16 protein-coding genes are annotated in these 13,833 nt (G+C 61.4%); 6 read left to right on the forward strand and 10 right to left on the reverse strand.

Annotation, left to right across the window (positions count from 1 at the left end):
- Positions 1-2: 2 nt before the first annotated feature.
- Positions 3-1,061, reverse strand: a complete 1,059-nt coding sequence (locus NIBR502773_RS00955; RefSeq protein WP_141155102.1) for a diguanylate cyclase — start codon at positions 1,059-1,061, stop codon at positions 3-5.
- 85 nt (positions 1,062-1,146) lie between these two features.
- Positions 1,147-1,779 carry a LysE family translocator gene (locus tag NIBR502773_RS00960; protein ID WP_141155103.1) on the reverse strand — a complete coding sequence of 211 codons (633 nt, stop codon included), beginning with the start codon at positions 1,777-1,779 and terminating at the stop codon, positions 1,147-1,149.
- 124 nt (positions 1,780-1,903) lie between these two features.
- On the opposite strand from NIBR502773_RS00960, the gene NIBR502773_RS00965 reads away from it, so the two are divergent.
- A complete protein-coding gene (locus NIBR502773_RS00965) occupies positions 1,904-3,520 on the forward strand; it encodes a PLP-dependent aminotransferase family protein (protein WP_257228104.1) in 1,617 nt (538 codons plus the stop codon).
- Here the strand turns inward: NIBR502773_RS00965 and NIBR502773_RS00970 are convergent.
- Complete coding sequence (locus NIBR502773_RS00970) at positions 3,418-3,888, reverse strand: GNAT family N-acetyltransferase (RefSeq protein WP_141155104.1); 471 nt, start codon at positions 3,886-3,888, stop codon at positions 3,418-3,420. The genes NIBR502773_RS00965 and NIBR502773_RS00970 overlap by 103 nt on opposite strands.
- A gap of 271 nt (positions 3,889-4,159) precedes the next feature.
- On the opposite strand from NIBR502773_RS00970, the gene NIBR502773_RS00975 reads away from it, so the two are divergent.
- Positions 4,160-5,410: a ribonucleotide-diphosphate reductase subunit beta gene (locus tag NIBR502773_RS00975; RefSeq protein ID WP_046067981.1), complete on the forward strand. Its 1,251-nt coding sequence runs from the start codon at positions 4,160-4,162 to the stop codon at positions 5,408-5,410.
- A gap of 52 nt (positions 5,411-5,462) precedes the next feature.
- A complete protein-coding gene (locus NIBR502773_RS00980) occupies positions 5,463-5,954 on the forward strand; it encodes a DUF1289 domain-containing protein (RefSeq protein WP_065942129.1) in 492 nt (163 codons plus the stop codon).
- Between the two features lie 33 nt (positions 5,955-5,987).
- On the opposite strand, the gene NIBR502773_RS00985 is transcribed toward NIBR502773_RS00980, so the two are convergent.
- From NIBR502773_RS00985 to NIBR502773_RS00995, 3 genes are all read right to left on the reverse strand, one after another.
- Complete coding sequence (locus NIBR502773_RS00985; protein WP_115488336.1) at positions 5,988-6,485, reverse strand: DUF2269 domain-containing protein; 498 nt, start codon at positions 6,483-6,485, stop codon at positions 5,988-5,990.
- 3 nt (positions 6,486-6,488) lie between these two features.
- Positions 6,489-7,616, reverse strand: coding sequence for a saccharopine dehydrogenase family protein (locus NIBR502773_RS00990; protein WP_141155105.1), 1,128 nt, complete (start codon positions 7,614-7,616; stop codon positions 6,489-6,491).
- A gap of 130 nt (positions 7,617-7,746) precedes the next feature.
- Positions 7,747-9,153 carry a hypothetical protein gene (locus NIBR502773_RS00995; RefSeq protein WP_141155106.1) on the reverse strand — a complete coding sequence of 469 codons (1,407 nt, stop codon included), beginning with the start codon at positions 9,151-9,153 and terminating at the stop codon, positions 7,747-7,749.
- A gap of 128 nt (positions 9,154-9,281) precedes the next feature.
- Between NIBR502773_RS00995 and NIBR502773_RS01000 the strand changes: the two genes are divergently transcribed.
- Positions 9,282-9,845, forward strand: a complete 564-nt coding sequence (locus NIBR502773_RS01000) for a cysteine hydrolase family protein (protein WP_141155107.1) — start codon at positions 9,282-9,284, stop codon at positions 9,843-9,845.
- On the opposite strand, the gene NIBR502773_RS01005 is transcribed toward NIBR502773_RS01000, so the two are convergent.
- On the reverse strand, positions 9,835-10,290 hold the full coding sequence (locus tag NIBR502773_RS01005; protein WP_065942113.1) for an NUDIX hydrolase: 456 nt from the start codon (positions 10,288-10,290) through the stop codon (positions 9,835-9,837). The two genes, NIBR502773_RS01000 and NIBR502773_RS01005, sit on opposite strands and share 11 nt — an antisense overlap.
- A complete protein-coding gene (locus NIBR502773_RS01010) occupies positions 10,283-10,933 on the reverse strand; it encodes a TetR/AcrR family transcriptional regulator (protein WP_141155108.1) in 651 nt (216 codons plus the stop codon). The genes NIBR502773_RS01005 and NIBR502773_RS01010 overlap by 8 nt, the downstream gene beginning before the upstream one ends.
- A gap of 72 nt (positions 10,934-11,005) precedes the next feature.
- Here NIBR502773_RS01010 and NIBR502773_RS01015 point away from each other — a divergent pair, with 72 nt between their 5' ends.
- Entirely contained in the window at positions 11,006-11,872 is an 867-nt protein-coding gene (locus tag NIBR502773_RS01015) for an aldo/keto reductase family oxidoreductase (RefSeq protein WP_141155109.1), read from the forward strand.
- 5 nt (positions 11,873-11,877) lie between these two features.
- Here the strand turns inward: NIBR502773_RS01015 and NIBR502773_RS01020 are convergent, their stop codons facing one another.
- Entirely contained in the window at positions 11,878-12,309 is a 432-nt protein-coding gene (locus tag NIBR502773_RS01020; RefSeq protein WP_141155110.1) for an HIT family protein, read from the reverse strand.
- Between the two features lie 74 nt (positions 12,310-12,383).
- Between NIBR502773_RS01020 and NIBR502773_RS01025 the strand changes: the two genes are divergently transcribed.
- On the forward strand, positions 12,384-13,061 hold the full coding sequence (locus NIBR502773_RS01025; RefSeq protein WP_141155111.1) for an aspartate/glutamate racemase family protein: 678 nt from the start codon (positions 12,384-12,386) through the stop codon (positions 13,059-13,061).
- Here NIBR502773_RS01025 and NIBR502773_RS01030 read toward each other — a convergent pair.
- Positions 13,018-13,710 carry a glutathione S-transferase family protein gene (locus NIBR502773_RS01030; RefSeq protein WP_141155112.1) on the reverse strand — a complete coding sequence of 231 codons (693 nt, stop codon included), beginning with the start codon at positions 13,708-13,710 and terminating at the stop codon, positions 13,018-13,020. The two genes, NIBR502773_RS01025 and NIBR502773_RS01030, sit on opposite strands and share 44 nt — an antisense overlap.
- Between the last annotated feature and the right edge of the window lie 123 nt (positions 13,711-13,833).

Here is a 13,833-nt window from a genome sequence, read left to right on the forward strand (position 1 = left end):
CACTAGACCGACCGCAACCAAGTGCCTTGCACCGAACTGACCCGGTTGCGCCCGCTGCTCTTGGCTTCATACAGCGCCAGGTCTGCCTCATTGAGCCAACGGGTCGAGTCGACGTGCCCTGGTTGATACGGCGCCAGGCCGATGCTCAAGCTGGCGCGCAATGAAGGGTCCTGGGCGTAGGCCAACGCGTTGAAGCGATCGCGCAACGCATCCATCACTTCGGTGGCGCGGTTGAGCGGCATGCCCGGCAGGATCACGCAGAATTCATCGCCGCCATAGCGCCCGGCCAGGTCAGTGGCGCGCAGGTTCTGGCGCAGCACTTTGCCGAGCTGGCGCAGCACGATGTCGCCGGTGACGTGGCCATAGGTGTCGTTGATAAGCTTGAAGTGGTCGATGTCGATCAACGCAATCGCGGCCCCTTGCTGTTCGCGGCAGCAACGTTGGAACTCGATCTCCAGGTGGTCTTTCCACGCGCCATGGTTGAGCAGGCCGGTCAGGCTGTCGGTGCGACTCAGCGCCAGCAATTCGCGTTTGTGCCGGGCCAGGGTCACCGCCTGGCGGTAACAGATCCAACCCAGCGCCAGCGGGTACACCATCAGAATCGGCAGGCAGGCATAGAGTTGGACCGGGGTGGTCGTGGCGATAAAGGCCGGGGTGAATATCAACAGCGACGTGCCGATGCCCAGCGCCTGCGCCACCCAGCCCGCCAGCATGAAGCGCGGACCGCCGATGGCGACGTTGTTCATGGTCATCATCGACAGGGTCGTCACACCGGGTAGTGGGTTGAAGTGCATGGCCGCGACCCAGAAACCGCCGCAAAACGAATCGAACAGCAAATTGCGGCGCTCACTGCGCAGCGTATGGGTAGTCCGCAACGAGCGCTGAAAGGCCACGACCGGCCAGACAAAGGCGTTGATCACCATCCAGGCCCACACCCATGGCGCCGGATCCAGCGGATACATGCCAAACACCACGCACACAAAACCGAGCGTCAGCCCCAAGGTGCGGGATTTATACAAACGGGTAGCGAGCGGAAGTCCTTTTCCTCCGACGGCTGGCATGGAGGGCTGTAATCCTGGATGAATGCCTGGAGTCTATCAGGGCGCCAGCAATTCGCCACTACTGCTCATTCCCCATCCAAACCATTCAGTGGGGAAAACCGCGGGCCAGCATCAATGCCACACCCAGCAGCAGTACCGCCGTGATCCGCTGCAACACCACACGGCGCTGGGGGTTTTCCAGCACATGCTTGATGCGCTGGCCGAAGTAGCAATACAGGCAACCGCTGGCAAATTGCAGCACCAGGAAGGTCGCCCCGAGGATGGCGATATCCACCGCTGAACGGTGCTCCCCTGCCCCGGCGAACTGTGGGAATACGGCGCTGAACATGATGAGGGTCTTGGGGTTGGAAAAGCCGGTCAACAGTCCTTTGCCGAACAGGCTGCGCGAGCTCTCCACGGCAGCCGCCTTGCCGATCGACACGCCGCTGCCGGTCCACTGCTTGTAGGCCAGATAGAGAATGTAGGCCACTCCGACCAACTGAATGGCCTGGGTGATGGCGAGATTGCCCTTGATCAGTGCCGAAAAGCCCACGGCAAAGATCAGGATGGAAATCAGGTACGACACACTGGCACCGAGTTGCGCCGGGATCGAACTGCGCAAACCGCTCTTCAAGCCCAGGCTCAACAGCAGCAGGGTCATGGGGCCGGGGCTGAAGGTCATGGTGGTGCAAAACAGCAGGAAGTAGAGATACGAAGAGAGCGTCAATGCGCTGGTCATGGCCTTGGACCCAGGGTGAGAAGGCCTGCAGTTTAGGCAAGCGGCGTTGCATAAGGCAGGTAAAGTCAGGCCTAATCCGGCCGAACTTCACCGGTAAAATCACCGGTAAACACAAGGAAGGTTTATGTTTATACCCGCCATCGCGTTTGTGAACGGCACACCCAAGGTGCAGCAGATCGTCGAGGCGTTCAGCCAGCTCATCGAGACCGGCGAATGGGCACCCGGCAGCAAGTTGCCGTCGGTGCGGGAGTTGACCCAGGTCCTGGGCGTCAGCAAGTTCACCCTCAACGAAGCCCTGGACCGCCTGCGCGGGCGCAACCTGCTCACCTCCAGCCAGGGCCGTGGCTACTTCGTGGCCGTCGACAGGGTGCGCCCGGCCTCGGCGAGCTGGGTCGACCTGCTGCCCCAGGACCTGCTCAGCGTATTGCGCCGCCCCCTCGCCTCGGTCTACGGCGACCTGCGCCCCGGCGGCGGCCACTTGCCAGAAGCGTGGCTGGACAACGAAGCCTTCCGCCAGGCCATGCGCAGCACCGTGCGTGCGCCGTCGCTGCGCATCGCCGCACTGGGCACACCCGCCGGGCTGCTGCCCTTGCGCCAGGCCCTGCAACAGAAGCTGCATGCCGATGGTTTGTCGGTGCCGGTGGAACAAATCATCACCACCCCCAACACCGTGCAGGGCCTGGACATGCTCATGCGCCTGCTCGCCAGGCCCGGCGACACGGTGCTGCTCGACGCACCGTGCTATTTCAACTTCCACGCCAACCTGGCCTTGCACGGGGTCAAGATCGTGACCATCGAGCGGCGCCCCGACGGCTTCGACTTCAGCGTTCTCGAGCAGTTGCTGGCCGAACATCGCCCCAGCCTGTACCTGACCACCAGCGTGCTGCATAACCCCACCGGCCACTCCTTCAGCCCCAGCCAGGCGTTTCGCCTGTTGCAACTGACCCAGCAGTATCACTGCCATATCATCGAAGATGACCTCTACGCCGACCTGCACCCCAACCCACCGCCGCGCCTGGCCACTGTCGCCGGCCTCGACCAGGTCACCTACCTTTCGGGCTTCTCCAAAGTCCTCAGCGCCAACGCCCGTGTCAGCTATGTGGTGGCCGCACCGCAACTGGCGGCCAACCTTACCCATATGAAGCTGATGAGTGGCGGCGTGACCTCGGAGCTGCTTGAACAGATCGTCTACCGCACGCTCAGCGAAGGCAGCTACACCAAGCATCGCAAGCGCATGGTCCAGCGCCTGATGGAGGCCGGCGGACGTGTCGAACAGTGGCTGCGGCGTTGCGGCTGCGAACTGCCGATGCCCTATGAGGGCGGGATGTTTATCTGGGCGCGTCTGCCACCTGGGGTAAGCGGCGAGCAACTTGCCCAGGATGCGTTGAAACAAGGCATGGTGCTGGCGCCGGGTGCGTTGTTCGGTAATGACCCGGCGCACCGCGACTCGATGCGCTTCAATGTGGCCCACAGTGATGAGCCACGGGTGCAGCAGGTGTTTGCGGCGCTGTTGCAGGCTGTAGCCGATGGGGTTCCCCCGCCCCCTAACATGAGACGGGTTTACTCCCGACGGCCGTGCGCCGGTGAGCTTCTGTGTTACCGAGCCGTCGGGGTCGGCCCCACAGCCCACGCCGGCCACTACTGGAAGGCGCGTTCCATCTTGATGATCTCGATTGAAATCGCACTGTTGCCACGGCTGAAGGTGCCTTCGCCAATCTTGCGAAAACCGAACGCGGCATAGAATTTTTCGGCGGTAAGGGTGGCTTCGAGGTAGGCGCACCTATGGCCGGCAGCCTCGATAAGCTGCAGCGCTTTGGTCAGCAGACGGGCGCCGACGCCCTGCCCGGCCGCATCCCCACGAATGAACAGCTTGCTGACCTCATGCCCGTCCACCTCGACGAAACCTTGCACAGTGTCGGTGTACGCCAGCCAAAGGTTGCCGGCAGCGATGGCTTCGCGGTACGTGTCAGGCGAGCGTCCGTCCAGCCACATGGCAATCTGTTCGGTGCCATAGTCGGCCTTGCACAGGTGTTCGACAGAGTGTTTATGCACCCGGAAGAGGCTTTCAGCGTCGTCCTGGATGGCTGGGCGGATCAGCAGTTTTTTCATTCCCTTGAGATTCCGAGCGAGGCCAATGAACCCAGGCTTTATAGCCGAATGAGCGCCGGGGAGCGACCCAGGACCGCACATCTTGTGCGTTGACCATGCCCCCCACACACCATATAGTGTGCCCACAAACAGAACAGACCACTACATAGTGTGCAGTATCGGTAATCACCGACCACACTCTGCGCAGTATTTCAATGCCTGGCAGCCTGCAAATCGTATTTTTTTGGACGGGTTCACATGCCGTCAAACCAGAACAGAAGGGAGTATTTCAATGCTGAGTTGGGATGAAGTCGACAACGAGGACACCGGTGCAGCCGTGATCAAGGGCGCCAACGCCGGACACGCCAGCGAAGCCAACATGGACCGCCTCGACGGTGCCGGCGCCGCTGCCGCCATCGAAGCCCGCGCCGTCACCGCCAGTGACTCCGCCGCCATCGTGCGCGCCAAGGCCGCCCTGGACAAACTCGACGTCGCCGAAGGCCTCGCCGAACTCGAAGGCGCCTCCGCCCGCGTCGCCGTTGACGAAAAGCGCATGATCAACTGCCGCGCCGACCTCAACCAACTCGTGCCCTTCAAGTACGACTGGGCCTGGCAAAAGTACCTCGACGGCTGCGCCAACCACTGGATGCCGCAAGAGGTCAACATGACCGCCGACATCGCCCTGTGGAAAAACCCCGAAGGCCTCACCGACGACGAACGCCGCATCGTCATGCGCAACCTCGGCTTCTTCTCCACCGCCGACTCCCTGGTCGCCAACAACCTGGTCCTGGCCGTCTACCGCCTGATCACCAACCCGGAATGCCGCCAGTACATCCTGCGCCAGGCTTTCGAAGAAGCGATCCACACCCACGCCTACCAGTACTGCATCGAATCGTTGGCCATGGATGAAGGCGAGATCTTCAACATGTACCACGAGATTCCATCGGTGGCTAAGAAAGCGGCTTGGGGCCTGAAATACACCCGCTCGATCTCCGATCCGAAGTTCGAAACCGGCACCGTCGACACCGACAAGGAACTGCTGCGCAACCTGGTCGCCTACTACTGCGTGCTGGAAGGCATCTTCTTCTACTGCGGCTTCACCCAGATTTTGTCCATGGGCCGCCGCAACAAAATGACCGGCGTTGCCGAGCAGTTCCAGTACATCCTGCGCGATGAGTCGATGCACCTGAACTTCGGTATCGATGTGATCAACCAGATCAAGATCGAAAACCCGCATTTGTGGGATGCCGAGATGAAGGAAGAAGCGACCCAGATGATCCTGCAAGGGACTCAGCTGGAGATTGAATATGCGCGCGATACCATGCCGCGTGGGGTGCTGGGGATGAATGCGGCGATGATGGAGGATTACCTCAAGTTCATCGCTAACCGTCGCTTGTCGCAGATTGGCTTGAAGGAAGAGTATCCAGGCACGACCAACCCGTTCCCGTGGATGAGCGAGATCATGGACTTGAAGAAAGAGAAGAATTTCTTCGAAACCCGTGTGATCGAGTATCAGACCGGCGGTGCGCTGAGCTGGGATTGATTAAAAAACGGCCCCTTTCTGGGGCCGTGTTGTTTCACTTGTCGATGTTTTTATGCCCAATCAAACCATCAAGACCCCCTGCGTCGGCCTGTGCTCCACCGTTTATGGCGACCTGGTCTGCCGGGGCTGCAAGCGTTATCACCATGAAGTGATCCAGTGGAATGGCTACAACGCCGAGGAAAAACAGGCGGTATGGCTGCGCCTTGAGCAGTTGCTGGTGCAGGTTATGGCCAGCAAGCTGGAGGTGTCCGACCCGCAGCGCCTGCGCCAGCAACTGGAGGACCGCAAGATTCGCTTTATGCCGCACCAGTCACCCTATTGCTGGGCGTACCAACTGATTGCCCGGGGCGCTCGGGTGATTTCCAGGCTGGACGCCTATGGGTTGGCGTTGTTGCCGGAGTTTCGCGAGCGCAGCCTGGCGGATTTGCGCGATGCTATTGACCGGGAGTTTTTCCTGCTGTCCGAGGCGCATTACGAGCGGTATATCGCCCCGGGATTTATACGCGAAGTGTTTGGCCCGCCCCTCATCGCCAGCAGTATGTGACCGTCGCAGCTGTCGAGCCTTGGCGAGGCTGCGTCAGGCCCTCACCAACAGCCCAAGCAACTGCCACGGCGTCATCTTCGTCACCATGATCATCACGATCACAAACATCCCCAGGAACCCGAAAACGCCCAGCCAGAACCATTGCCGATAAACACCACGGTATCCATCCTCCAGTGCCGTGTCGGTCTGGACCGCCCGAGAGGCCATACGATGCAAGCGCTTCTGCAGCACCAGCACCGGCAACCACAGCGAGCCCACGCAGAGGAAGATGATCAACGCGGTCAGTACCCATTCAGTGGTCACCGGCAGCCCGGCCAGCCGGATCAGCAGCAAGCCCGTGATGATCTGGATGACGCCCGCCGGCGTGGTGATCCAGGTGTCGAACCGTACGACCATGCGCGCCACATGGGCGATCACCTGCGGATTGCCGGTACGACTGGCGGCGATCAGGTAAAGGTACGAGCCCATGCCGAAACCGAACAGGAAAATCGCCGCGATGATGTGCAGGTACTTCAGGCACAGGTAGAGCATCGGTCAGGCCTGCCCGTCAGAGAAGCGCACCGCCAGGCTCAGCTTCGTCGGTTCGTTGATGGCGGCCATGTATTCGTCGACGCTGATTTCGCCTACGCACGGGCGGGCGCCGGGTCCAGGCACGTAACCGTGGGCCATTTTGATGGCGAGGGCGACGGCCGCGCAGCTGGGGATTTCCGGTCCCTTGTCGTCCAGGGCCGTGAGTTGCACCGCCAGGGACAGCGGCTGGCCTTGCATGCCCAGGCCTTGCACGTCGATGTACATCGCGCTTTTGCCATCGCCAAATCGTTCGAACCAGGTGCCCAGGCGATGCAGCCTGGCGGCCCACACAAGGTGGTCGCGCACGATGCCCATGCGTAGCGCCTGGGCCAGCAGGTAATTGGCGACGCCGCCCAGCTTGAGCCCCGCACCGGCCTTGAAGCGCAGGGTATGGGCGCCATAACGGCCGGCGAATATATCCATGTCGGGCACGTCCACATTGGCCAGCACCCGCGTGCCGAGCTGGGGCATCCTGCGCAGGGTCAGGTCCTGCCAGCCCAGCACGTCGTGCACTTGGCCCTGCTTGAGTTGCTTGATCGGTTTGCCCGCGTAGGCAAGCACACCTTCGATGGTCGACAGCCCCGGCATCTTCGCCGAAGAGGAAATGCCATGCTCGATGGTGTCGATGCGCATGAAGCGATAGCGGTACTGATCGATGATGGCGGACGACAACGTCGGTACAGAGCTGCAACCGCTGAGGACCGCCACGCCCGCCTGCCGGGCTTTCGCATCCAGCACGCCGACGCCATTGACGAAGGTCCGGCAATCCGAAAGGTCGCAGTAGTTCACGCCCGCGTCGATGCAGTGCTGGGCGACGGCATAGGATTGCCCCTGGAACGGGCCGCCGGTGTGGATCACCAACTGGATGTCCATCGACTGCAAAACGCCGGCGAACCCGGCTGCCATGGCATCGCCGCACCAGCTTTCGCACTCGCGGCCGGAGGATGTTTTCAACCCGTCGACTTTGCCCCGCAACTTGTGTGGGTGGCGGCCCGAGACCACCAGTTCAATGCCCGGCGCGCCCGCCAGGTGCCGGCAAATGATGCTGCCAAAGTTGCCGTAGCCGCCGATCACCATCACCCTGAGTGCCATTGCATGCTTCCCTGATCAATCAATTATGCGCGGGGCCTGAGGCAGGCCAGCAGCTGAAATGGCTAAAGATACCCGATTTGCTTAACCGCCTGAGCCAGGATCGACACTCAGGCAGCATTGCTCCCAAGCCTCAGGGCTGCTTACGATAAAACCCGGTCAGGTAGTCCTGGCTGTCCGGCGCCGAGTTGTGCTCGATCACGGCAAAACCCTTCACCAGTTGGATGTGATACGGCCCGGCCCGAGGGGGCGCCTGGGGGGCGCGCACGATGATCAGGTTTGCGGTTTCCATCGGCACGCGTTGGTGCGTAGTGATGATGATCTTGTCGGTGCCGGTGTCTTTGAGCGTCACGCTGAGTTCCGCCACTTCCCGGCCCTGGGCATCGCGTTCGGGAAGGATTTTCAGGTCCAGGTCACCGTCGCGGTCGAGGAAGTCATCGCGCATCTGGTAATGGCCATCGCGCTGATCGCGGGCCACGTCGCCGAGTTTGTCGTACTCAGGCTCCCGGTCCTGCCTGTGCAGTTGAATCTGCAGCTCGGGCTGGTCACCCTTGGCGCCACTGACCCAGGTGCCCGCGTAGTCATAAGGTTCGACGGTTTCCCGCGTGATGCGCCAGATGCCGGTTTGACGGCCGTCATCGGCATATTCGTGCAGGTAGATAAACGACTGGTCGCCGTATTCACCCTGATCCCCCACCAGTTTGATCGGCTTGCCGCTGCCGCTTTTGGTGTAGCGCACCTCACCGATCAGCACCGCGCCCTGTTGCTGGTACCAGAGCTGCACCGGGATCTTGCCGTTGAGGGTGCCGGCCAGGAACTCGGGGTCTTCGTTGACCGGCCCTTCCAGCCTGGGTGTTTCCAGCCACTGGCCGTCCTTCCACTCACCGGTGGTGCGCAGCATGTAGCCGCTGGGCATGCTGTTGTTGGCGTCATCGTCCGTCGCCGGCACTTCCGCCTGGGTATACGCGCTGAGTCGCACCAGTTTGCCGTCGCGCATCTGATAGCGGCTGGCGCGGGTCCAGCAGCAACCCCGGTCGGTCTGCGAATGGATAATGCCGTCCTCGGGATTGATCGAAAACATCCCGCCGGAGGTCTCGTTGGCCAGGTCGGTCAAGGGGCCATTCAGCACCCAGTGGGACGTGTGCGGGTCTTGCAGATACACGTCGTAACTGGACTGGAAGTCCTTATCTGCACCGGTGCCATTGCGGATCGCCAGGTCCTGGCGGCCGTCCTGGTTGAAATCGGCGAAGTACACCACGCCGTTCTCCCCCATCAGGCGCCAGTCCACGGTTTTACCTTGCTGGTCCAGCGGCACCTGGGCATCCGGAGTCTGCAGTTGCTGAAGGATTTCGAGGGAGCGTTTGTCGCGCAGGGTGATGAGTGCAGGAGCCAGGTGCTGCAAGTCCTGCGGCACCTCCGGGAACAACACTTCGACCAGGTATTGACCGCTGGGGTCATTGACCGAGAACGAACGGGGCTCGGCCATGACGGGAGCGGACAGGGCCAGGGAGAGGAGTACACCGCTGAGTCGCGTACGCATCCAACGCATCCTTGCTGAAATTCGGGGGCGGCAGTGTAAAGGCAAATGACGAAGGCTTCGAACAAATCGCTGTTTAGGCGCGCTCAATGGCTGCTATGTTTTGTGCCTCACGAGCCAAAGGACGTGCCATGGAACCGTTAGCCACCAACGCTGCATTGGTGCTCATCGACATGCAGCAGGGCATGAATGACCCGAAGCTGGGGCGCCGCAACAACCCGCAGGCCGAGCAACAGTTGCAGCAATTGCTCGGCGCCTGGCGGCAGTCGGGGCGGCCTGTGGTGCACGTCAGGCACATCTCCCGTACCCCCGGCTCGGTATTCTGGCCGGGCCAGCCGGGCTGCGAATTTCAGCCTGCGCTGCAACCACTGGCCCTCGAACACGTGGTGGAAAAGAACGTACCCTGTGCCTTTATCGCCACCGGGCTGGAACGCTGGCTGCACGCGCGTTCGATCAAGCAACTGGTGATCGCCGGGGTGATCACCAACAACTCCGTCGAAGCAACGGCACGCACAGGCGGCAACCTGGGCTTTGACGTGCTCGTCGCCGCAGACGCCTGCTACACCTTCGATCAAACCGATGGGTCCGGGCGCCTGTGGCCAGCGGAGGACGTGCACGCGCTGTCGCTGAGCAACCTGGCCATGGATTACGCCAGGGTGGTCGAAACGGCCGGGATTCTCGGCGCTATGCGCTGAACACGCCGGCTTGCACCAGCATGTCAACCAGCGCTTCAGGCCAGACCGTTTCCTCGGTGGCACGCAACGCCTGAGCCGACCACCAATGATGGTCCGCCATCACCTGGGTCTCTTCCAGCGTCCACTCAGCCCTGGACAGTTCGGTGCTGGCGGTGTGCACCACAAAGTAGTGCTCGACGGCCGACACCGTTTCACCGCTGGGCAGCATCAGCGCAAACCGGCGCTCTGCGATAGGCGCGGCAACGGCCTGCACCTGGATACCGGTTTCCTCGCGCAGCTCGCGGATGGCAGCGGCCTCGAAAGTCTCCCCCGGTTCGACACCGCCGCCAGGGGTAGCCCAGTAATTTTGACCGGCCAGTGCGCCGTCTTTATGGATGAACCTGAAGAGCAGTACTTCGTGCGCGGGGTTGATCACCAGCAGTCGTGCAGCCTTTCGTTCACGCATGGGTCTTCCTTGGGGTCGGGGGTTGATGAGCCTGCAGATACGCCCTCAGCATCAAGGTGGTTTGCTGCTCCAGCGCAGCCTCGAACGCAGGCGCGGCGTTCCCCTCAAGCAGGGTGCGCACCGGACCGACGATGGCACTCAGCGAGATCGCCGCGACCAGGCCAGGGTCGTCAAAGTGGGCGTCGGACGCCGTTGCCAGCATGGCCGCAATCGCGCCCACCATGCGCAGGTTGATACGTGCAACCAACTCCGGCCCGCCGCGTTCGGCTGCGATCGCATACAGCGCCTTGGATACCGCCTGTTCGCGCAATTTTGCGGTGAGTAATGCCTTGACCAGGCCGCCCGCCATCTCCGCAACCGACGCGCCCTGAAGCCCGAAGCACGCCAGTTCGACGCTATCGGCCACGCGCACCAGGTGTTTTTCCAGAATGGCGGCGAGCAACGCATCGCGATTTGGGTAGTACTGGTAGAGACTGCCCACCGACATTCCCGCGCGCTCCGCCACCCGCGTAGTGGTGCAGCGCACCAGGCCCTGCTGGGTCAAAACCTGAAGGGTTGCCTCATGCAATGCTTCGACGGTTGCCGCGGAGCGTGCTTGAACCGCTGATTTTCTTGGTTTCAATGACGCTTTGACGGTGCTCATGGAATGCGAATTCCAAAATCTGAAGGATCCTTCATATTAGGGCCTTATTCAGTTCAAGCAAGAGCAGCAGTCATGAGCAACCTGGCAAGCAGCGGCACCTTCACCCTTGGCGACCATAAGGTCAACCGCATCGGCTACGGCACAATGCAACTGGCTGGGCCGGGTGTATTCGGCCCGCCCAAGGACCGGGATGCGGCCCTGGCGGTACTGCGTGAGGCCGTCGCAGCCGGTGTGAACCATATCGATACCAGCGATTTCTACGGACCGCACGTCACCAACCAAATTATCCGCGAGGCGCTGCATCCTTACCGGGACGACCTCACGATCGTCACCAAGATCGGCGCCCGTCGCGACGATCAAGGTGGATGGCATGGCGCAGCATCGAAGGCGGAACTGACCAAGGCCGTGCATGACAACTTGCGTAACCTGGGCCTGGACGTGCTGGATGTGGTCAATTTCCGTTGCACCCACAACCTGATGGGCACGGCAGAAGGCTCGATCGCAGCGCCCCTGGCCGCACTCGCCGAACTGCAACAGCAGGGCCTGGTACGCCATATCGGCATCAGCAACGTCACGCCGACGCAAGTGGCCGAAGCCCGTGGCCTGATTGAGTTCGTCTGCGTGCAGAACCTGTACAACATCGCCCACCAACACGACAACGCCTTGATCGATGAGCTGGCCAGGGACGGCATCGCCTATGTACCGTTCTTCCCCCTAGGCGGATTTACCCCGGTCCAATCATCGACACTGACTAACGTTGCCCAGCGCCTGGGCGTAACGCCAAAGCAACTGGCCCTGGCGTGGTTGCTGCGTCGCTCAGCGAATATCCTGCTGATTCCGGGGACCTCATCGATCGCTCATTTGCGAGAAAACCTCGCCGTAGCCGAACTGGACCTGACGTACGACGTGCTGGCAGAACTGAACGACATCGCAGGGTAAACGCATCAGCCTGCCAGTAATTGCGCGATAGCCTTACGCAGATCCCCATGCACGTCTTCCGCGTACGGCAACGCATTTTTCCAGTCATAAAACCAAACGGGCATCTTGCGCTTGTCATCCGGTTCCGAGGCGTAGCGCGGGAAAATATGGCAATGCAACTCCGGCTCCGAATTGCCCAGGATCTCGTAGTTGATACGCGACGCACCGCTGGCTTGCAGCACCGCGTCGCCGATGCGCGCCATGTCGAGCAGGTAGGTCGCACGGGCGTCGGCATCCAGGTCGTTCAGGCTGGCGACCACCGGGTCGGGCAATAGCAGGCAGTAGCCAGGCAGGAATTGCACATCGCCCATCACTGCCCAGCCTGAGGGCATGCGGCAGATGACTTTGTCGTTAGTGCCGTTGCGGGCCTGTTCTACGCGTTCCATGATCAGCGGCATACCCTGTCCTTGCGTTAGGTGAGTGCGGGCTGCATCTTAACCATCGTCGACATTTTCAGCACTGGAAACAGCCCATGCGCATAGCCTGCCTTCATACCGCAGCCAGCAACATCGGCGTCTTTGAATCCGCCGCGAAAGCACTGGGTATCGGCGCTGATGTGCTACGCCATGAAGTGCGCGCCGACCTGTTGGCTGCTGCCGAAAACGCCGGTCATCTGAGCGCCGACATCTGCGCATCCACCGCATCAGCCCTGCTTGCGCTGGCTGAACAGGCCGACGCCGTGGTGCTCACCTGCTCGACCCTGGGTCCGGTCGTTGAAGGTATCTCCAGCAGTGTCCCGATCCTGAGGACAGACGAAGCGCTGGCCGCCTCGGCGGTTCAGGCTGGCGGAAAAATTGCGGTGCTGTGCGCGGTGGAAACCACCCTCGAACCTACCGCGCGGCTGTTTCACAAGGCCGCGCTGCAATCGAACGCGGTCGTCGAAGTGCGGCTGGTTTCGGGGGCATGGCGCTTGTTCAAGGCGGGTGACATCGACGGCTACCTGGCGACAATCGCCAAAGCTGCCGATGCCGCCTATAGGGATGGAATGACACGGGTTGCGCTGGGCCAGGCGTCGATGAGCGCGGCCGCCGTGCAGGTAACAGCCGGCCCGCTGCCCCTCACCAGCGCAGCGACCGGGCTGGCGGCAGCTATGCGGGCCGTTGCCCTCAGTGCGGTTGTGCAACCATTGCACGCCAGGCCTGAACGCTAGGTCGCTCGTTGACCCTGGCCTGCCAGGCGCGCAGGGCTTCACACGTCTGCGGCACCGGCAATTGCACCAGGTCCGCGAAGATCATGCCGCCGAGTAACGCGATATCGGCCATCGAGAAGGCATCGCCCGCCACAAAATCGCGGGTCTTGAGCACGTTATCGAAATAGTGCATCCCCCTGACCGCTTTGTCCCGCATGCGCATGCCCCATTCGGCGTTCTGATAAAGCTCGACCTCAGGCCCAAGCCCAGGGGTGGCATGATGGAAATACACGCTGACCGCATCCATCAATTCAATCTCTGCGCGCTTGGTCATCATGTGGATCAGGCCTTGCTCGGTCGGCGTCCTGCCGGTGAGGGTCGGGTTGCCATCGAGCGTGTCCAGGTACTGGGTGATAGCCGTGCATTCAGCGATGAACGTGCCGTCGTGCAGTTGCAGCACTGGCAGGGTGCCAGAGTAGTTGAGGGCCAGGAACGCAGGTTGTTTGTGTTCCCCTTTCCATAGGTTGACCGACACGAACTCAACGCGCGGCAACAGATTTTTCTCGGCCAGCGCTATACGAACACGCGCTGGATAGGGGCCGTTGTACCAATCATAAATTTTCATCAACGGCGGTTGGGATACGTCGGGTTGTGGTTGTTGGAACGTCATGATCTGCTCGCCTACCTGTCAAGTGGTAGGTAAAGACTGGAGGTATTATTTCAGGCCGTCAAGCATTACCTACCAGTTGGCAGGTAAAACCTTATCAGCGTAGAATTCGCCCCTCCCCCCACT

This window comes from Pseudomonas sp. NIBRBAC000502773 (genome assembly GCF_006517195.1).
In the GTDB taxonomy this organism is placed as follows: domain Bacteria; phylum Pseudomonadota; class Gammaproteobacteria; order Pseudomonadales; family Pseudomonadaceae; genus Aquipseudomonas; species Aquipseudomonas marginalis.